The organism is Aliiruegeria haliotis, assembly GCF_003003255.1.
GTDB lineage: Bacteria > Pseudomonadota > Alphaproteobacteria > Rhodobacterales > Rhodobacteraceae > Tropicimonas > Tropicimonas haliotis.
Genome location: NZ_PVTD01000016.1, coordinates 38679 through 58035 on the forward strand (window position 1 = coordinate 38679; position 19357 = coordinate 58035).

A 19357-nucleotide genomic window follows, 5' to 3' on the forward strand; every position below is an offset into this window, starting at 1 on the left:
CATTCAGGCGTGCGCCGGGTCGGGCGCTCTCTACGAAACCAAGCGCGGCAGGGCCTTCCCGGTGGGAATGTCAAACGCGTGCAGCAGGGGTGTCGGCAAGGTGGCTTGCACGCGATCCCCTGCCCTTGAATGCCCCGTACCGCCAACGCGCGCCGTCAGACGGCATCCTTCAATGTCGAGATTGAGCAGCGCATCCGCACCGAGCAATTCCGCGAGACGGACCTCTGCCTCGAAGGAACCCCCGTTCGCACCGGTCTCCGCGTGCGGTGTGATTACGACGTGTTCGGGCCGGATTCCGAGACGTATCTCCGAGCGGTCCCCCAAGGAGAATGGCAGAGACTCGAACCTCAACCCGCCTTCGGTGGAAGACCAACCGCCGCCGGCGCCACGCCGCAGGTCGATGAAGTTCATCGACGGGCTGCCGATGAAGCCTGCCACAAACTCGTCGGCCGGACTGTCATAGACCTCGCGCGGAGAGCCGACCTGCGCAACGACGCCGCCGTTCATGATGACGATCCGGTCGGCCAGCGTCATCGCCTCGATCTGGTCGTGGGTGACGTAGATCGAGGTCACACCGAGGCTGTCGTGCAACTCCTGCAACTCCATCCGCATCTTGACCCGGAGCTTGGCGTCAAGGTTCGAGAGCGGCTCGTCGAACAGGAACACCTTCGGCGTGCGGACAATGGCGCGGCCGATTGCGACGCGCTGGCGCTGGCCGCCCGAAAGCGCGGCCGGCTTGCGTTCGAGATACTCGGTCAGGCCGAGCATTTCAGCGGTGCGTCCGACACGATCTCTGATCTCCTCCACCGGCACCTTTTGAAGCTTGAGCGCCATGGCCATGTTGTCGAAAACCGTCTTGTGCGGATAGAGCGCGTAGTTCTGGAACACCATGGCCACGCCGCGGTCCTTGGGATCCACATCGTTCATCCGCGTGCCGCTGATCGTGAGGTCGCCGGTGGTGATGCTCTCCAGCCCGGCGATCATCCGCAGCGTGGTGGACTTGCCGCAGCCGGACGGGCCGAGCAGCACCAGGAACTCGCCATCCTCGATGGTCAGATCGAACTCCTGAACGGCCTCGACCGCGCCATAGGATTTGCCGATGCGTTCCAGTTTCACTTCGGTCATTGGGTCTGTCTCACTTTCCGGTGCCAGCGGTCAGCCCGCCGACGATCTGTTTCTGGAAGATGGCCGTGATCACAAGGATCGGCACGATGGCGATGACGGTGGCGGTCGAGATCGTCTCCCAGGGGAAGGCGTATTCACCCGGGTAGAGCGAGATCCCCACCGGCGCGGTGCGCATGGCGTTTTGCGTCATCAGCACAAGCGCCAGCGGGAATTCGTTCCAGGAGTGGATGAAGACGATCAGGCCGGTGGCCACGAAGCCTGGCCACGAGAGCGGGATCACGATGGACCAGAAGATGCGGAAGAACCCCATCCCATCCATCCGCGCGGCTTCCTCGATCTCTTTCGGCAGCGTCGCAAAATAGCTCGCCAGCATCCAGACCGAGAAGGGCAGGAACAGCCCGGTATGGGCAATGATCAGGCCGGTATAGGTGTTGAGCAGGCCAAGGTTCAGGAAGGTCTGGAACAGCGACGGCAGCAGCGAGACCGGCGGGAACATCGACACCGCGAGGATGAACACCATCAGCACGCCGGCGCGCCGCATCCCGAGCCGGGAGAGCGCATAGCCCGCCATGCCGCCCAGCGACAGTGAGACGATGGTGGTGCCAAGCCCGACGATTAAGCTGTTGAGCACGTACAGCAGCAGCTCCGGCGACTTGGTGAAGATGTCGATATAGTTCTGGAAGGTCACCGGCGCGGGCAGGTATTGCGGCGGCCATGCATAGATGCCGGCGGTGGTCTTGATCGATGTCAGGATCAGCCAGATGATCGGCAGGAATGAGATCACCGAGGCTATGATGGCCAGCGTGTAGAGGCCGATGCGAGGGCGGTTCCTGGTCATCGGCTCAATCCTTGTTTCTCAGGGTGAGGATGTAGATCAGGCTCATGGCGAAGATCACGAGGAACTGGACGACGACAATCGCCGCGCCGAAGTTGAACTCGATGAAGTCGAACATGACCTTGTAGGCATAGAGCGAGAGGCTTTCCGTGGCCGTAACCGGCCCGCCGTCGGTCAGGTTGAAGGGCAGTTCAAAGGTGCGCAGCGCATCCATCGAGCGGATGATCAGCGCGACGAGGATCGGCCCCTTGAGCAGCGGCAGCGTGATCTCGCGGAACTCCTGCCAGCGGGTCATGCCGTCCATCCGACCGGCCTCGTAGAGCTCTCGCGGAATGGATTGCAGGCCGGCCAGGATGATGAGCGCCATGAAAGACGAGGTTTTCCACACGGCAACGACGACCATGGACAGCATCGCCAGCGTCTCGTCGCCGAGCCAGTTGATCGGCCGGTCGACGACGCCCGATTGAAGGGCGACGGCGTTGAACAGGCCGTAGTCGGTGTTGTACATCCAGCGCCACATCAGCGTGTTGAGCGCCGTCGGCAGCGCCCATGGGAAGAGCACCGCGAGGCGCGCGATCCCTTTTCCGCGGAAGCTCTCGTTCAGAAGCACCGCAAGACCGATCCCCATGATCAGTTCGAGCGGGATCGACAAAGCGGTGAAGGTCAGCGTCACACCAAGCGCGTTCCAAAACCGCTCGGTCTGGGCCAGCGCCGCATAGTGCTTGAGACCAACAAACTGGTAGGGCTCGGAGCCATCGAGGCTCGACGTGCCGAAACTCAGGACGATGGACTGAAGGATCGGGTAGACGAGGATCGCCGTGATCACCAGCAAGGTGGGGGTCACGAAGGCCATACCGGTCAGGTGGCGGCGCCGATCGAGCGGAGAGGTGACGCTGGTGGTCATGTCATGCCTGTCGGTTGGAGAGGTTCCCGGCGGCATGGTGGACCGCCGGGACTTGCCTGTCGGGAGGTCGCGGCCGTCAGTCGGCCAGGACTGCCTCAATTTCCGCCTGGGCGTCGTTCAGCGCGTCTTCGACGGTTTTCTGGCGATGCAGCGCATTGGTGACGGCGAGCTGCATGATCTCGGACACCTTGGGATAGTTGCTGCCCGTGCCGGCCGACGGACGCACCACGCCCAGATCATAGTTCTTGCCGAACTTGGCGAGCACTTCCGCTTCTGACATTTTCGGATCGTCATAGACGGCCGGGATCGTCGGCGCACGGTTGTCTTCGACGGCGGCAGTGAGTTGCTGCTCGTAGGCGGTGAAGTGGGTGAGGAATTCCGCAGCGGCTTCCTTGTTTTCCGAGTTTGGATTGATGCCAAGGAACCATCCGCCCATCGTGGTGGTGTTGGCGTCTTCGTTGCCCTCAAAATACGGGATGCGCGCGAAGTCGAACTTGCCGGCCACGGGGCTGTCATCAGCGCTCAGCGGCGCATGGACAAAGCCCTGCACCATCAGGAAGGCGGCGCGGCCCTGCTGGAACAGCGTGCGGGCATCATCCGGCCGCATGTTCAGGATCGAATCCGGCGCATAACGGTGCTCGTGCAACAGGTCGACCATGTATTGCGTGGCCGCGATATTGGCAGGCGAGTTGACGGCAACATTGCCGTCGGCATCATAGAAGCCGCCGCCATTGCCATTGGTGAAGGCCAGCCAGTTCATGAACAGACCCTCGATCTTGGCCCACATGGACACGAAGCCGTAGAACTGCGGGTTCTTCTCGCCCTCGGTGATGGTTTTCGATGCTTCCAGCACTTCTTCCCACGTTTTGGGCACGTCCAGCCCGTACTTCTCAAGCAGGTCGCTGCGATAGAAGAAGTGGATGCCGTCCGTGTAGAGCGGCAGGGCATGCACCTTGCCGTCCACGGTCGATGCCGTGAGCAGCGACGGGTTAAAAGCGGCGATGGTCTCGTCCGCCAGCAGGCCGCCCAGCGGCTCAAGCCAGCCCCGCTGGGCAAACTCACCAGCCCAGATCACGTCCAGCGCATAGACATCGGGCGTCGGGCTCTTGGCGGACAGGCCGGTAACATAAAGCTTGCGGGTCTCTCCCGGGACGTCGGAAACCTTGTTCCACTCGATGCTGACATCCGGGTTCACCTCGGCATATCGAGCGAGATTGCGTTCGACTGCCGGGCCGTAGCCCCGCGAGCCGATCGACAGGACAAGGTCCTCGGCCATGGCCGGAACCGCGGTCAGCATGGCCGCCGTGGCCAATGCGATTGCTGTTGGTTTCATAGTCTCCTCCCTACTGAAACTCTGGTGTCTTTCACGATCAGCCGGTGTCCACCGCCAGATCCGCGTTCTGTTCGATACGATTCTTCTGTTCCGTCAGCAGCGCCCGGATCTCGGCCACATGCGCGGCTTCGTCCCGCACGGGCATCGCGCCCTCGGCCACTGTCAAAAGGCACGACAGCGCCCCGGCCTTGTCGTGGATGGCCATGCAAAAGCGGCGGATACCTTTCGAATTCCCCATCATGTCGAACTGCATGTCCTTCCGATCCACGGCGGCGATCAGGTCGCGCGCACCGTCCGGATCCAACTGCTCGCGGTTGACCCCGGCGGTGTAAAAGGCGTGCATGTCCCAGTTCTTCTCCAAGTCGGGCACCGGCACATGGGCCAGCGCCAGCCGCGAGATGGAATCCAGTTCGTAGGATGTCCGGGTGAAACCGGGAAAGGCTCGCAGGCGGATCACCTGCTCGGAATGCTGCTCGACGATGTGCCACAACATGTTCTGACCGCTGAGAACAACAATCTCGGAGGCCGCGATGAGATTCCGGGACAGCTCTGAACACGCAATGGCAAGTTGCTCGGGGTCGAGCGTTGGATGGGTGAGCCGACGCTCGAATATGAAGTTCGCCTGCAACTTGCGCTGTGCCGTGCGGTGAACCAGCCCGAGGTCCTGCAACTCGGTGAGGATCCGATAGCCCGTGGATGCGGGCAAACCAGAGCGTTCGACAACCTCCTGAGAGGTCATCCCGCCTTCGGCATCACCGGCGCCGGAGACCCGCAGGGCCTCCAGTATCGCCACCACTCTCTTGACCGATCCGGACATTCTTGAATCCCATATTTAAAGTTGTTACTACCATATATGGGAATTGCGTCAACACATCTGACGCCAGCCAGACGACCCGGGGAGCCGCAGATGAGACCTAACATCCTGTTTATCATGTCAGATGATCACGCCTCGAAGGCTATCTCGGCCTATGGGCACGGATTGAACCACACGCCCAATCTCGACCGAATCGCCAACGAGGGGATGCGGCTCGATCATTGCTACGTAACGAACTCGATCTGCACGCCAAGCCGTGCCTCGATCCTCACCGGCACCTATAACCATGTGAACGGCGTCACCACGCTGGACACCCATATCGACAACCGCTGGCCCAATGTCGCCAAACATCTGCGCCGCGATGGCTACCAGACGGCCATGATCGGCAAATGGCATCTGGGCGAGGGCAAGCCGCACGAGCCGACAGGGTTCGACTTCTGGTCGGTCGTGCCCGGACAGGGCGTCTATTTCGACCCGGTGATGATCGAGATGGGCGAGGAAACCGTGGAGCCGGGCTATGCCACCGACGTCATCACCGACAAGAGCCTGAACTGGCTGGAAAACCGTGACAAGGATCGCCCCTTTTTCCTGATGTGCCACCACAAGGCGCCGCATCGTCCCTTCGAGCCGCATCCGCGCGACCGAGACATGTTTGAGGGGCAGGACATCAAGGTGCCGGAAACCTACAACGACACCTACGAGAACCGCGCCCGCGCTGCCGAAGCCGCGAAAATGCGCGTGCGGATGGACATGACCTACACCGATCTTGGCCTTGTCCAGCCCGAGGGCGGCTCCGAAGTGGGCGAGTTGAGCGTGCCCTATTGGAGCACCCGCCGCGTGCCGCATCCGGACGATCCGCGCGGTCTGGTGCTGATCGACAAGCACACGGGCGAAAACTTCACCTTCGAGACCGAAGAGGAACTGGCGCTCTTCAAGTACCAACGGTATCTGAAGCGCTACCTCGCAACCATCCACGCCATCGACGAGAACGTGGGCCGGATGCTGGACTGGCTGGACGAACAGGGCCTCGCAGAAAACACCATCGTCATCTACACCTCCGATCAGGGCTTTTTCCTTGGCGACCACGGCTGGTTCGACAAGCGGTTCATGTACGAGGAATCGCTCCAGATGCCCTTCCTGATCCGTTATCCCGACGGCATCCGCCCCGGCAGCACCTGCACCGACATTGCCACCAATGTCGATTTCGCGCCGACCTTTCTCGACTACGCCGGGTTGCCGATGCCGTCCTACATGCAGGGCCGCTCGATGCGCCCGATCCTCGAACAGGAGGCGCCGGAGGATTGGCCCGATGCCGCTTATCACCGGTACTGGATGCACAAGGACGAGCATCACAACGCCTGGGCGCATTACGGGCTGCGCACCCATCGCTACAAGCTGATCTACTGGTACAATTCGGACCTCGGTCAGCCCGGTGCGCATGGCCCCGACGAGCCACCGGAATGGGAGTTGTTCGATTGCGAGAAGGACCCGCTGGAGCTTCTCAACGTTGCCTGCGATCCGGCCTACTCGGAGGTCTTTGCCGACATGTTGGCCCGTCTGGACGCGCGCATGGCCGAGATTGGTGACGTGCCAGAGCATGACAGTGCCGCCGCTCTTGCAGAGCACTGCGGCGCGTGAACGAGATCGCCGACACCTTCCGGCCGCTTCCGGATCTGCCGAGACCGGCCCGGGAGCGTCTGCCGTCGCTGGTGGGAGACCTGCGCCAGCTGGCCCATACCCGCCGGATCGTCCTCGCGGACGGTCCCGACAGCGGCCAGAAGCTGATCGAGATGTCGACCGGCGGCGGGCTGGATCTGACGATCAAGGAAACCGGCGCCTTCGACATTGCATCGGTCCGGTTCAGGGGGCTGCCCGTCGGCTGGCGGCACCCGTCGGGCGACGTCGGCAACGCCGAACGGGCGCTGACCGGATTTCTGGTGACCTGTGGGCTGGAGAACGTCCGCGCGCCGCGAAACGGCCTGCCCAAACACGGTACGCTCGCGCTGTCGCCCGCGCGGCTGCTGGGGCTGGGCGAGGATTGGGATGCCGCCCGGCCGGAGCTATTTGCCGAAGGCGAAGTGACCCGCCCGCATCCCGGCGGCGGCGTCCTGCGGCTGCACCGCCGGATCGCGGCCCCCATCGGCGGCACCGCCCTGACGATCACCGACACGATCCGCAGTATCGGCGCGGCGCCGGCGGAGATGTTTATTCTCTACCATGCCAATTTCGGCTTCCCGCTCGCCGCCCCGGGCTGCACCGTGACGCTCGGCGAGGCCACCATCGAACAGCTCGGCGAAGCGCTGTTCGGTACCGCCCCCGGCGCGCCGCGATGCCATGCCAACACGACCGGCCAGCGCGTGACAATTGCCCGGCCGCCGCGCGGCGACTGGCCGGGGCTGACCGTGTCCATGGATGTCTCCGCGGACACCCTGCCCTGGCTCCAGATCTGGCGCGATCCGCGCCGCAGGCGCAATATCCTTGCTGTCGAGCCATGCAACTGCGGCCTCGCCGCCGATGGCACCAGCCTGTCCGGCACCCTGCTCGCCCCCGGCGAAACCTGGAAATCCAGCCTCCATTTCCAGTTCCGGCACCCCTGAGCCGACGCAACCAGGTGGCCCACATGCGCACCGTTTTCCTCTTGTTCGACAGCCTCAACCGCCACATGCTCGGCCCCAATGGCGGCACGCAGATCGAGACGCCCAATTTCGACCGGCTGGCAGAGCGCTGCGCAACTCTCGACAGGCACTATGTCGGTTCCATGCCCTGCATGCCGGCGCGCCGCGACATTTTCACCGGCAGGCTGGGCTTCCTGCACCGCTCCTGGGGCCCGATCGAGCCGTTCGATATCTGCTTCACCGAGACCCTGTTTCGCGAAAAGGGCACGTACTCGCACCTTGCGACCGACCATTTTCGCTACTGGGAAGACGGCGGCGCGACCTACCATTCGCGCTACGACAGCTACGACCTCATTCGTGGGCAAGAAGGCGATCCTTGGGTGCCCGTCGTGGAGCCGGACACAGACGACCTTCAGGCCCGGTTCCACCCGATCCAGTATGCCGACGTTCGACGGCGCTACAAACGCCAGAACATGCTCAACCGAGAGCGGATCATAGCCGCGAAGGATTTCCCCTCCAAGCGGACGATAGACGCCGGCCTGGCCTTCATTGACCGCAACAAGAGCGCCGACAACTGGTTCCTCCAGATCGAGTGTTTCGACCCGCACGAGCCCTTCCATGCCCCACAGAAGTACCGCGACAGGAGCCGTTCGGACTGGGACAGTGCGATCCTCGACTGGCCCCGCTACGGCCGGCTCGAAGACAGCCCCGCCGAGAATGCCAAACTGCGAGCGAACTACGAAGCCTCGATCCGCCACTGCGATGCGCTTCTGGGCGATCTGCTCGACCGGTTCGACGCGGAGAACCTCTGGCAGGACACTGCGCTCGTCGCCACCACCGATCACGGCTTCCTGCTCGGGGAGCACGAGTTCTGGGCCAAGAACCGGATGCATCTTTATGAGGAGATTGCTCATATTCCGCTGTTCCTGCACGATCCACGCAGACCCACGCCCGGCCAGCGCGTCGATGCGCTGACCCAGACGCCCGACCTCTGCGCGACCTTCCTCGACCTCTTCGACGGGCCGCCGCCGGACACAGAGGCGCGCTCGCTCCTGCCGATGCTCGATGGGGCTCCGGGGCACAAGACAGTCATCTTCGGCTATTTCGGCGGGCCGGTGAACATCACCGATGGACGGTATACCTATTTCCGCGGCGTGATCGACGAGGAGTGCGGGCAGTTCCAACACACGCTGATGCCGACGCATATCTTCGATTTCTTCTCGCGGCACGAGCTTTCCGCGGCCAGCCTGTACGGCCCCCTGCCCTTTACCGATGGCGTCCCGGTTCTCAGGGTCCCGGTGCGGTCGGATTCGGCGATGTTCAACACCTATGGCCCCGGTGCGCACGTGGAAACGGATACGAGGCTCTACGATCTCGCCACCGATCCGCAACAGATCCAGCCCATCGACGCCCCCGAGATCGAAGCCCGGCTGGTTGCGGATCTCGCCCATTGGTTCAACGACCTGAGCGCCCCGGAGGAACAGTTCCGCCGATATGGAATGTCGTCGCATGTTGGGTGAACGAGCGGTTTCTGACGGTTCAGTTCGGCGTTCTGTGACCTCCCGATCCGGCGAGTTTGCGGCCCGTGCATCAAAACAACCCGTTTCCTTGAAAAACGAGGGCATCGCTCTCTTCAAACGAAACCGCACGACAGGGCAGCTTGCCTTCTGGGGGCTAAATGTGTCTGTTGTTCAAGGGAAAAACGACAACGGATCATGCCGCGCTGCGATACAAAGGCACTTCCGAACGGCACCCACATTCTGGAGGTGTTCCAGACGGAAATGCCTTTCTCGGTCCGCGAGCGTCCGCGGTCTTAAAACGGGCGGCGTGCATTGCGCCGTGAAACTGGAAACCCACGTGTGATGCCACCCGAGTCCGGCAGAGATCCAGAATGAGAGCCCTCCGCGCCACGCTTGCACTGGCAGGTGTTGGTCTTCTGCTTCTTGATGTTCTTGCCGGAACGCGGTTTGCGCCAATCAGCGCCGCGCTGTTCACGCTGCTCGTGGCCCTGAGCTTTTTTAAGTTGAACCGCATCGCGCGCGTGTTTTTTCTGTCGGCGGTTGTGGTCTGCACCGCGGAGATGGCCACAGGGGCCATACCGGCAAACCTGCTGGCAGCCATCTTTCCCGCCGCATTCCTGCTTGTCAGCGGCAGCCTGCGCACGGCCGCTAGCCACGATCCCGCTATCAATGCTCTCGGCCAGGCGTTGTCGCAGGCACGCCCAAACCGGCAGTTCGCGGTTGTTTCGCTCAGCACGGGCCTGTTGGCAGTGGTGTTTCTGAACGGGGCCTTGCAGTTTGTCTCCGGTACCTTCGCCCGCAAGGTCACGGCGCCGTTGCCGGAACGGCTTACGATAGCGCGAACGATCATTTCGGGGTTCGCTCTCAACCCGATCCTGTCGCCGCTTGCGATCCCGTCGGTGGTCATCACCAGCATGCTACCGGCTGTCTCATGGCTGGATTTGGCGCCCTACCTTCTTGGATGCGGGTTGGCGGTCTGGCTTGCCGGGCGTTTGCAGATATGGATGACGGATCAAAATCTGCGCCCCCATGCCGGGAATGCTCAGAGCCAAGCAGCCCGCCCCAACCCATCGCTGAAATTCGACGCAAGCCTGCTGACCGGAACGGGCCTCATCCTGGCGCCGATCCTTGCTACCATCGCGCTTGCCGTGGTGTTCGAAATGCCCCCGAGTCGCGCCGCCTTCACATGTATCTTCGCGACGTCACTGGTCTGGCCAGTGTGGCGCCTGCGACGGCCCGACCTCGTTTCAGAAGGGTATTCCGTCTCGATAAACGAGGCCACGATTCTGGGGTCCTCGCTTGTTCTCGGAAGCTTGTTGCTGACTCATTTCCCGCCCGAGTGGAGCGATATGGCAACCGGACTCCTCTCCAAGTCTGGCGGCCTGGCGCCAGCACTCATCCTTCTATTCCTGGTCTCCGTCGGGTTCATTGGCGTGCAGCCGGCAATCGCCTTCCTGCTCGCCTACCCGGTGGTGGGTCCCTACGTTTCCACGTTGGGAGCAGATGCGCCGCCGATCTACGCAGCGCTGATACTCGGCTGGGCGCTCAACTCCCTGTGCTCGCCGATCGGGCTGCCGGTCATGATCGTGTGCAGTGCCTTCTCGATCCGGTCACTTGCCTTCACGATCACCCATGGCTGGGTGGTCCTGCTACTGGGAGCGTTCGGTGGCGCCCTGTCACTCCTGTTGGTCTCGGCATTCGTCGGGTAGGTGCCCCACCGTTTCACCATTGGAGGATCTCAGAAGGCAAGCGATACGTCCGCCATTCCCGGCCATACTTCTCCAGCAGAGGCAAACTCGCCCCGCCCTGTCAGTAGGCCAGTCAAGCAACAGAGAATATCGCGGTTCCTGTCAGGCTCTCTCCGCCCGAAAGCACACGGGTGCCTGTTCCCGGAACACCGGTTTCTTGAAGATTGAAGGCATTGATCGTATGGCTGATCGGCTCGATGCAAAAGAACGGCAGACCAGGGACGACATGAAACAGGATACGGTCCAGTGCACCGGTGGCCGATACGGTCAAGGCGCGCCCATGTTCCGGCCATTGGATTGCGGCCTTCCGATCCCACTGATCGAGGCAGTGGGTGAAGCGATTGGCGGGAAGGTCACGGAAATCGCTGTAGTCGAGATCTTCGGACGCGGGCTCCATCGCCAGCGGGATCAGGTCTTCCGGAGCGGGCCACCAAGCGCCAACCCCCATCTTCACGAGCGGGTTTCCAATGCGCGGGAAATAGGGGTGAAGCCCGATCCCTCCTGGCATTGGATCCGGTCCGGTATTTGTCAGATTGAAATCAATTGTCAGCGCGGTGTCAGTCAGCGAAATCGACTGGCGCGCGCGGTAGGGAAAGGGCCATGTTCCGTGGCCCGGTCTGTGATCGAATGTGATTGTGACATGGGATAGCCCCTGGTCGGCGACATCCCACTCCGCGAGGTGGCCGTCACCGTGCATGGCATGCGGCGGACATTGCGGATGGGCAGCAAGCGGATAGTTCCGGCCCCGGTAGTTCAACTGCCCGTCGCGCAACCGGTTCGAGAATGGCACCAGCGGATAGCACCCGGCTTTCTGCGGCGCCTGCCGGTCCATCGGCGCAGCAGGATCGGTTGGAAGGAACCAGTCCCACGTTCCCTGCGCATCGATGGTCGAAAAGCGAAGAATTCGCCCGCCGTACTCCGGCCGCACCGTTGCCGATAGTTGCCCGGCGCGCAGTTCGATGTTGCCCGAGCCATATTTCAAGGGGATGGCTCCTGCGCCGAGGCGTTGGCCGCCTTCCAGCGTGTGCGGATCGTCCAGAGGATCGAGCCCAGTGTCAGGACCATGAACATCAGCGCGATCGGTTGCGTAAAGAGCGGCCAGACATCGCCATATTGCCCCAGCATCTTGCGGAAGTTGCCTTCGATCAGCGGGCCAAGAACGAAGCCGAGCACAAGTGGCGCGAGCGGATAGCGCATGCGTTCGAGGATATAGCCAAGACAGCCGAAGCCGCACATCACGAGGATGTCGAAGACGCGGTTGTTGGTGGAGTAGACGCCCGTCGCCGCCAGAACGAACAGCAGCGGCAGCAGGATCTCCTTGGGGAGTTCCATCACCTTTGCCAGCGGCCGCATGAAGGCCAGCAACACGAACATCATGAAGAACGCGCCGAGGAACACGGTGAGGTAGATCGCGTAGAGCACCTCCGGGTAGCTCATGAAGAGCCGCGGGCCTGGCTCCAGGCCGTGGATCATCAGCCCCCCGATCAGAACCGCCGTCGCCGGATCACCGGGGATGCCGAGCGTCAGCATGATGATGAGTGCCCCGCCGATCGCAGCATTGTTGGCGGTTTCGGAGGCGACGATGCCAGGTATGTGGCCGGTGCCAAACTTCTCGCCTTCCTTGGAGGCGTTCTTGGCCTGAGCATAGCTGATGAGCCCCGCGGTGGCGCCGCCAACCGCTGGGATCACGCCAATCACTGTGCCGATCAGCCCCGACCGCAGGTAGTTCCCGAGGTTCTGGCGAATGGACGTCAGGCTCGGCAAAATGCTCTCGATTGAGATGGCCTTGACCTTCTTCGCGCTTTTCATGTTTGCGACCTCGACCATGATCTGGGAGACCGCGAAAAGTCCCATCAGGGCAGGCAGAAAGGTGAAGCCGCCGAGGAACATGTCCGAGCCGAAATTGAAGCGCGGCACGCCGTCTTCCTCGGAAATCCCGAACGTCGCCAGCAACACGCCGAGCATGCCGGTCAGCAACCCCTTGGCCATCGATGAGCCGGACACGGCAGAGATTGCCGTGAGCGCGAAGACACAGACGGCGACATATTCCGCGAAGTGGAACTTCAGAGCGAAGGCCGCAAGGAGTGGCGCGGAGAAGATCAGAATGATGCCGGAGATGATCGTGCCAAAGAAGGAGGCCACAACCGCATTGCTGATAGCTTGCCCGGCCTTACCCTGGGTGGCCATCGGAAAGCCGTCTAGCAAGGTGGCCACCGAAGCGGGTGTGCCGGGCAATCGGATCAGGATGGCCGTCAGGCAGCCGCCCGAGACGCTGCCGATATAGACGGCGACCAACAGCGCCATGCCGGTCTCCGGCAACATCGTGAAGGTAAAGGGTATAAGGATGGCAATGGCCATCGTCGCGCCCATGCCGGGGATGATGCCGATGATGATACCGCCGGCGACCCCCAGAAAGACGATGAGGATATTGAACGGGTCGAGGACACGTGACAGCGCTTCCAGGAGAACCGCGGAGTCGAAACCGATCATTTCACCCATCTGTTACTCTCCGAAGGCTTCGAGGACGCCGCCGGGAAACTCGACCAGCAGACCGTAGTGAAAAACGATGTAGATTGCGGCGGTTCCCAGCACCGCCGACAGCGCCGCGACGGTTAGGCCACGGCGATCCGTGGATCCCAGATAGGCGGTAAAGACAAAGACGAAGAGTGGCGTCAGCACCAGATATCCGACGCTTCTCAACAGGAAGTAGTACGCCAGCCCGCCCGCCAGAAAAACGAATGAACGACCGCAGAAGGTGACCTCTTCCCCCGGCTCGAGCGTGCCCTTCCAGACCATGAAAAGTGCGAGAACGCCCAACCCAATCAGGACCAGCCGGGGCCAGAAGGCGACGCCGAGCTGCTCCCAGTCTGTCGAGGGGAAACTGTAGGTCTCCAGATACAGGAAAGCACCCACGAGGATGACGACGATTGCCAGAGCCCTGTCCGGCGCTGTAAGCCAGTTCTTCATTCCGCGCTCCCCGACTGACGTGTCGCCGGCCGGGGCGCCTTTGGTCTTCCCCCGGCCGACACTGCTACACGGTTCCTAGAAACCGAGGTTCTTGCCGGTTTCCAACGTTTCGGCGCGGATCTTGTCCATCGCCTTTACGGTGTCTTCGGTACCCAGGTAGTCGAAGGCAAAGCTCACGTTTGCGATTGCTTCCTGGTACTCCGCATCATCCGCCAACGCGGCGATGGCATCCGAGATGACCTTGACGCGCTCGGGATCCATACCCTTGGGCCCGATCACGGCATAGGTGTTCGCCGCCACAACGTCCGCGCCATAATCGCGCGCGATGGGCAGGTCCTCGAAGCCGGGGATGGTCAGGCGCTCGGGCGCGAACACCGCCAGGATCCTGAGCTGGTCGGCCCGGTGCTGACCGATGGTGCCAGGAAGAGGCTCGATCCCGGCAGCGACGTGTTCGCCGAGAACCGCGGCCTTCTTTTTCTGCCCTGCGCCAACGTTGACAAGCTGTACGTCAATGCCAAGCGCGTCGCGGATCTGCCCCGAAACGAAGTGTGCCGGCGTACCATAGCCCATGGCGATGCCGAGTTGACCCGGATTTGCCTTCGCGTCGTTGGCGAAGTCTTCCAGCGTTTCGTATTTGCCGCCTTCTCCCTTGGCGAACATGGTGACATACATCGCGCCCCATTGGGAAATCGGCTCAAACTGCTCGTGCGTCAGTTGGTGCTTGCCAGTGGACTCGCCGACAGCCATGGAATTGACCCACATCGACAACGTGTAGCCGTCATTGCGCGCCTGTTTCAGCTCGTTCCAGGCCAGCGCACCGCCGGCACCGTCGACGTTGACGACTGCGATGTTGGTATCGAGGATCGGGCCAAGATGCTTGGCCAGAATCCGGCAGACAACGTCGGATGCGCCGCCCGGTCCGTAGGGCACGATGAACTTGATCGGCTTTTCGGGGTAGTCCGCAAGGGCTCCCATTGCCGAGCCCATTGCCAGTATGGCGGCAAGTCCCAGGGTCTTTAGCGTCTTCTTCATGTCGGTTCTCCTCCCATGTCATGATGAAGTCTTTCGGCACGCATGGTTGCGCACCGCCGTGAGTGGTCAGAAGTCGTCGTAGGTCAGCTCCAACCCGAGGCCGGGTTTCTCCAGCGGCGCAACATGGCCATCCTTCACGTCGAAAGCGCCCTCCGGAGCCATGTCGAACAGCCATTGCTGGATCTGGTGAAACTCGACCGACTCGCAATTGGGCAGCGATGCGGCCATGTGGATGCTGGCAGACATCAGCACGCAGCTTCCGGCGGCGTGCAGCGTGAAGGGCACGTGCCAGGCCTCGGCCAGTGCCGCGATGCGCCGCGCTTCGCTGATGCCGCCGCAGATGCTGAGATCGGCTTGCGCAAAAGACACCGCGCCGGTTTCAAGGTAGCGCCGGAATGCATCGACACCGAAGATGTTCTCGCAGCCCGCCAGCGGGGCTGGTCCGCTCTGATTGATCCGCGCCATACCGTCAACAGAGCGCGGAGAGACCGGTGCCTCGAACCAGTAGAGATCGTAGGGCGCCATCGCCCGCTGGTACCGCAGTGCCTCGGTCGTGGTGAGCATGTAATTTGCGTCGATCATGAAACGGGCGTCCGGGCCAATCGCTTCCCGGACAGCCGCCACCCGCTGCACGTCCACCGCAAGCGGCCCGCCGGCGACCTTGATCTTGGCGCCGGTAAATCCTTGCGACAGCCAGCCCGCGACTTCCCGCCCCTGATCCTCCGGTGTCTTTCCATCCGCGTAGAGTCCGGCGCTGGCGTAGGTGTAGACCTTGTCGCGCGACGCCCCGAGCGCCTTGTAGAGCGGCTGCCCCATGGCGCGGGCGACCAGATCCCACAGCGCCATGTTCACCGCGCTCATCGCCGCGCCGACGATGCCACGGCGGTTGCTCTCTTCCGTGCGGGACATCACATCCGACCAGATTGCCTCAAGAAAGAACGGGTCCTGCCCGACAACCATCGGCTTGATGTCGTCCTCCCAGATCGAGACAAGCGCCTCCGGGCTGCCGAACTCCGTCCAGGCCTCACCGACACCAAGTAGCCCGGTGTCGGATTCGAGGAACACCAGCGCCACGGTCTTCTTGGTCATCGCGCGCCGGGCGTTCTTGACCCCAGGGGGGAAGTCGCGCCGGACCAGCCGGCAGACCATTTTGGTGATCCTCATGCCGCGGTTTCCTCCTGCATCTCCGCCGCGAGCTCGACGAGGTCGAACCGCCGATACGCCTCGGCTGGCGCGTCATGGTCCGCCATCAGCCGCACCATCGATCGCAGCAGCCGCGCCTCGACCTCCGGATCGTCAACGGGCATCGTCTGACCCGGGTCGCTCTGGAGGTCGTAGAGAACCGTGTGGCAATCCTCGATCGTCGCACCTTTCAGGAGCCCGTCCGCAGCGCCCATGTTGGACGGCAACCGCAAGAGCCGCACGCCCTTGGAGAATGCGAAGGGCCCGGCGAGTTCAGCACCATCGAACTCCCTGACCGCAAAACGCGAGCGCAAATGCGTCGGCATCAGCGTGTACTCGAACAGTTCCTGTTCCGGGATGGAGTTGGGATAGCGGAAATAGGTGTAGCGCCCGTCGGTGATGTTAAGCGCCGCGCCGAACATGCCAAAGAGGCATGCCTCGCGACCCGGCACATCCTCGCGCAGCACGTTCAGAAGCGAGGCGCCCTGCACATCCGCCGGGACGGGCTGGCCGAATGTGTCGAGGATCGTCGGCATCACGTCCATAGTCTGGGTCAGCGCAGACCGCCGCGTGCCGGCTTGGTCGGCAAAATCCGGGTGGTGGAGGAACAGTGGTATGTGGCTGATTTCCTCGTAGAACGGCATCCGGTTCTTGCCGAACCAGTCATGCTCGCCAATCAGGAAGCCATGGTCCGAAGTCACGATGAGCGCCGTGTCCTTCCAAAGATCATGTTCATCAAAATAGTCCAGCAGCCGCCCGAGGTTTTCGTCACACATGGCGATGAGTGCTGCGTAGTTGGCCCGCATCTCGGCCACTTCCTCCGGCGCCTCATCGCTTAGGCGATCATAGCGGGGGCAGTCGAGGATCGGCCCGTCATATCCCGTTGGATAGTCCTTGCGGAAGCGCTCGGGTGCGGTGAATGGCTCGTGCGGGTCGTAGCACTCGACCTGAAGGAACCAGTTGTCGGCCATGCGGTTCCGGTTGAGGAAGTCGATTGCCCCATCGAGCACCCGCACCAGCGGATAGTCCGGTTCCTCCTGGATCCTGGTACGATTTGAATAGTTTATGAGTTTTGAGTTGCCATTCCGGAATTCATCAAACTGAATTCGGCTATACTGCGCGCGCCAATCCTCCTTGGGGATTTCCACCATCGGCACCCAGCCATCCTTTTCCTGCCCGCGAACGAACTCGTAGGAGTTGAACCGCTGGTGGTAGCAGACACCCCCATCCTCCCAGTAGTGGTAGTGATCGGTCACAAGGTGGGTGTAGGTTCCGCTGCTGCGCAGGATCTCGGCATAGGAATCGTCAAAGGGTTCCAGCGGACCCCAGCTCCGATGCAGGAAGTTCAACCGTCCTGTGTGCATGTCGCGCCGGGCCGGAATGCAGGGCATAGAACCGACATAGTGGGTATCGAAGGTTACGGACCGCCGTGCGAGTCTGTCGAAGTTTGGCGTGCGAACCGACTGGAATCCATACGCGCCCAGCGAGTGGCGGGACAGGGAGTCCATCAAAAAGAAGACCGTACGCACAATTCCCCTCCCGCTTTTTCTCCGCATCCGACCTGCACCGGCCAATGCGCCCGCCCCAACCCGGCATATACCCTGAAGACGCAACCCACCTGGCCTAACCAATGTCGTTGCGACCCTCGGTCAGACCCGAAGTGTCGCACCTTCTCTTGCATATTGGACAAACCAATTCAAGAAAAAACGGACCAATATGAAAAAATTGGTTCATTTGGACAGACCAGTTGAGCGCTGACGACGATTGGTTTATCTTTCCGGGAGCCCCTGAGAGAGGAACGCCCCCGGTGGAAGAGCTTCGCAAGGATGGCAGTCGGTTGTTTCTCACCGTTGCCGAGCAGATAAAAAACAGAATCGACACAGGCGAATTTGCCCCCGGCGAGCGGCTTCCATCGGAGCGTGAACTGGTCAAACAGCATGGCGTCAGCCGCGGTGTGGTCCGCGAAGCGCTGGTGTCCCTGCAACTCCGTGGCGTCGTGGACATTCGTGTCGGGTCTGGCGCCTATGTGACCGAGGCAAAAGCTCGCGCCAACGTGGGCGTCGACCTCGACCTGGACGACTGGACCTCCGAGCCATTTGATCTGATCGCGGTACGGAAGGTCGTCGAATGTGCTGCCGTTCGCCTTGCCGCGCTCACCGCCACGGATGCGGAGATCAGCTTGATTGGGGAGGCCGTGGACGGCATGAAGCGGGAACAGCGCCCGTTCGTCAGAAGGCATACCTTCGATCGCCAGTTTCACGTTACAATTGCCGAGAGCACTCACAATCCGTACTACGCCCTGCTGATCAACGCGTTCTGGGATCGTTGGTTCCGGTTGCTGGACGACGCGCCCAGCAGGCTCGCTCGGCAGCCGGAGAACCGCGATGCTGCGATCAAAGATCACGAGGTCATTTACCAGTGCCTGCGCATGCGAGATGGCGACGGTGCAGCGATCGCCATGGAACGCCACCTGGAACGCGTAAAGTGGCTATTTTCGCCAGTCGAGAAAGAACCCACAAAAGGGAGCGAGCGGTTCCCCAGTTCAGTGTCATCGCCGTGAGGCTGAACTGAACCTGGTTCTTCCTTGCCGCTCCCGAAGAGCGCTTCGCGTGGGTTTGAGGTACGGTGCCTCCGACGACATAGAGCGCTGGCCGCATCCCTGACACCCGGTTCATGCGGATCGTCAATGCGCCTTGCGACCTTCATCTTCCTCCATGAGCGGCAGGCGTCGACCCCGCGCACAGTTCAGGCTCAAGCCCCATTCGCAGATCCGTCCCTCGTGGCCACTTTCACGAACAAAGGCGGGTAACCCCAGCGAAAGTAGATTCTACCGCGAGATCCGGCTTTGTTTCACAAATGAGTTGAGGGATTCATCTTGCGAATCCAGCATGATAACTCGAGCACATGAGCAGTTGGGCCCCTACGAAGTACAAGACCTCGAACTGGTCGGCTTACAATGTCAGCTTGAAGCGACGTGGGTTGCTATCAATCTGGTTTGAACCCCAGATGGTCAGAATACCGCCGCCGACGGGCAAACGCGGTCGGCGGCAACATTTCAGTGATGCCGCGATCCAAACCTGCCTGACGATGAAGGTGTTGTTCGGCCTGACGATCCGGCAGACGACAGGCTTCATTGAGAGCTTGCTGAAGTTGGTCGGGTTGGGCCGGGAGGTGCCGGATTTCAGCACCCTTTGCCGCCGTCAGAAGACGCTGAACGTAAACCTGCCGTATCGTGGTGGGACTGGCCCTCTGAACCTTCTGATCGACAGCACGGGGATCAAG

General features: G+C 61.8%; 17 protein-coding genes. 6 read left to right on the forward strand and 11 right to left on the reverse strand.

Annotated elements, in window-relative coordinates:
- Positions 1-30: 30 nt before the first annotated feature.
- The 5 genes from CLV78_RS22210 to CLV78_RS22230 form a co-directional block, all read right to left on the reverse strand.
- A complete protein-coding gene (locus CLV78_RS22210; protein WP_106208142.1) occupies positions 31-1125 on the reverse strand; it encodes an ABC transporter ATP-binding protein in 1095 nt (364 codons plus the stop codon).
- 10 nt (positions 1126-1135) lie between these two features.
- On the reverse strand, positions 1136-1963 hold the full coding sequence (locus CLV78_RS22215) for a carbohydrate ABC transporter permease (protein ID WP_106208144.1): 828 nt from the start codon (positions 1961-1963) through the stop codon (positions 1136-1138).
- Between the two features lie 4 nt (positions 1964-1967).
- On the reverse strand, positions 1968-2864 hold the full coding sequence (locus tag CLV78_RS22220) for a carbohydrate ABC transporter permease (RefSeq protein ID WP_245925248.1): 897 nt from the start codon (positions 2862-2864) through the stop codon (positions 1968-1970).
- 76 nt (positions 2865-2940) lie between these two features.
- Positions 2941-4197, reverse strand: coding sequence for an ABC transporter substrate-binding protein (locus CLV78_RS22225; protein ID WP_106208146.1), 1257 nt, complete (start codon positions 4195-4197; stop codon positions 2941-2943).
- 37 nt (positions 4198-4234) lie between these two features.
- Positions 4235-5014 (reverse strand): helix-turn-helix domain-containing protein, encoded by a 780-nt coding sequence (locus CLV78_RS22230; RefSeq protein ID WP_106208148.1) that lies wholly within the window; start codon positions 5012-5014, stop codon positions 4235-4237.
- Positions 5015-5104: 90 nt separating this feature from the next.
- On the opposite strand from CLV78_RS22230, the gene CLV78_RS22235 reads away from it, so the two are divergent.
- The 4 genes from CLV78_RS22235 to CLV78_RS22250 all read left to right on the forward strand — a co-directional run bounded on the left by CLV78_RS22235 (position 5105) and on the right by CLV78_RS22250 (position 10855).
- Positions 5105-6649, forward strand: coding sequence for a sulfatase family protein (locus tag CLV78_RS22235; protein ID WP_106208150.1), 1545 nt, complete (start codon positions 5105-5107; stop codon positions 6647-6649).
- Positions 6646-7608 (forward strand): DUF4432 family protein, encoded by a 963-nt coding sequence (locus tag CLV78_RS22240; protein WP_106208152.1) that lies wholly within the window; start codon positions 6646-6648, stop codon positions 7606-7608. The genes CLV78_RS22235 and CLV78_RS22240 overlap by 4 nt, the downstream gene beginning before the upstream one ends.
- Before the next feature lie 23 nt (positions 7609-7631).
- A complete protein-coding gene (locus CLV78_RS22245; RefSeq protein WP_106208154.1) occupies positions 7632-9146 on the forward strand; it encodes a sulfatase in 1515 nt (504 codons plus the stop codon).
- A gap of 371 nt (positions 9147-9517) precedes the next feature.
- Positions 9518-10855, forward strand: a complete 1338-nt coding sequence (locus tag CLV78_RS22250) for a hypothetical protein (RefSeq protein ID WP_106208156.1) — start codon at positions 9518-9520, stop codon at positions 10853-10855.
- A gap of 112 nt (positions 10856-10967) precedes the next feature.
- Here the strand turns inward: CLV78_RS22250 and CLV78_RS22255 are convergent, their stop codons facing one another.
- From CLV78_RS22255 to CLV78_RS22280, 6 genes are all read right to left on the reverse strand, one after another.
- Complete coding sequence (locus tag CLV78_RS22255) at positions 10968-11876, reverse strand: aldose 1-epimerase (RefSeq protein WP_158263638.1); 909 nt, start codon at positions 11874-11876, stop codon at positions 10968-10970.
- Positions 11873-13393: a tripartite tricarboxylate transporter permease gene (locus CLV78_RS22260; protein ID WP_106208161.1), complete on the reverse strand. Its 1521-nt coding sequence runs from the start codon at positions 13391-13393 to the stop codon at positions 11873-11875. The genes CLV78_RS22255 and CLV78_RS22260 overlap by 4 nt, the downstream gene beginning before the upstream one ends.
- Positions 13394-13396: 3 nt before the next feature.
- Positions 13397-13861 (reverse strand): tripartite tricarboxylate transporter TctB family protein, encoded by a 465-nt coding sequence (locus tag CLV78_RS22265; protein ID WP_106208163.1) that lies wholly within the window; start codon positions 13859-13861, stop codon positions 13397-13399.
- Positions 13862-13936: 75 nt separating this feature from the next.
- Positions 13937-14893, reverse strand: a complete 957-nt coding sequence (locus tag CLV78_RS22270; RefSeq protein WP_106208165.1) for a tripartite tricarboxylate transporter substrate binding protein — start codon at positions 14891-14893, stop codon at positions 13937-13939.
- 66 nt (positions 14894-14959) lie between these two features.
- Complete coding sequence (locus CLV78_RS22275) at positions 14960-16057, reverse strand: mandelate racemase/muconate lactonizing enzyme family protein (protein ID WP_106208167.1); 1098 nt, start codon at positions 16055-16057, stop codon at positions 14960-14962.
- Positions 16054-17604 carry a sulfatase gene (locus CLV78_RS22280; RefSeq protein WP_106208168.1) on the reverse strand — a complete coding sequence of 517 codons (1551 nt, stop codon included), beginning with the start codon at positions 17602-17604 and terminating at the stop codon, positions 16054-16056. The genes CLV78_RS22275 and CLV78_RS22280 overlap by 4 nt, the downstream gene beginning before the upstream one ends.
- A 278-nt stretch (positions 17605-17882) precedes the next feature.
- On the opposite strand from CLV78_RS22280, the gene CLV78_RS22285 reads away from it, so the two are divergent.
- Both CLV78_RS22285 and CLV78_RS22290 read left to right on the forward strand, forming a co-directional pair.
- The gene (locus CLV78_RS22285; RefSeq protein ID WP_146136760.1) at positions 17883-18635 is read left to right on the forward strand and encodes a FadR/GntR family transcriptional regulator; all 753 of its coding nucleotides are present in this window, start codon (positions 17883-17885) and stop codon (positions 18633-18635) included.
- A 344-nt stretch (positions 18636-18979) separates the two neighbouring features.
- The coding region (locus CLV78_RS22290; RefSeq protein WP_146136761.1) for a transposase at positions 18980-19357 on the forward strand (378 nt) is incomplete at its 3' end.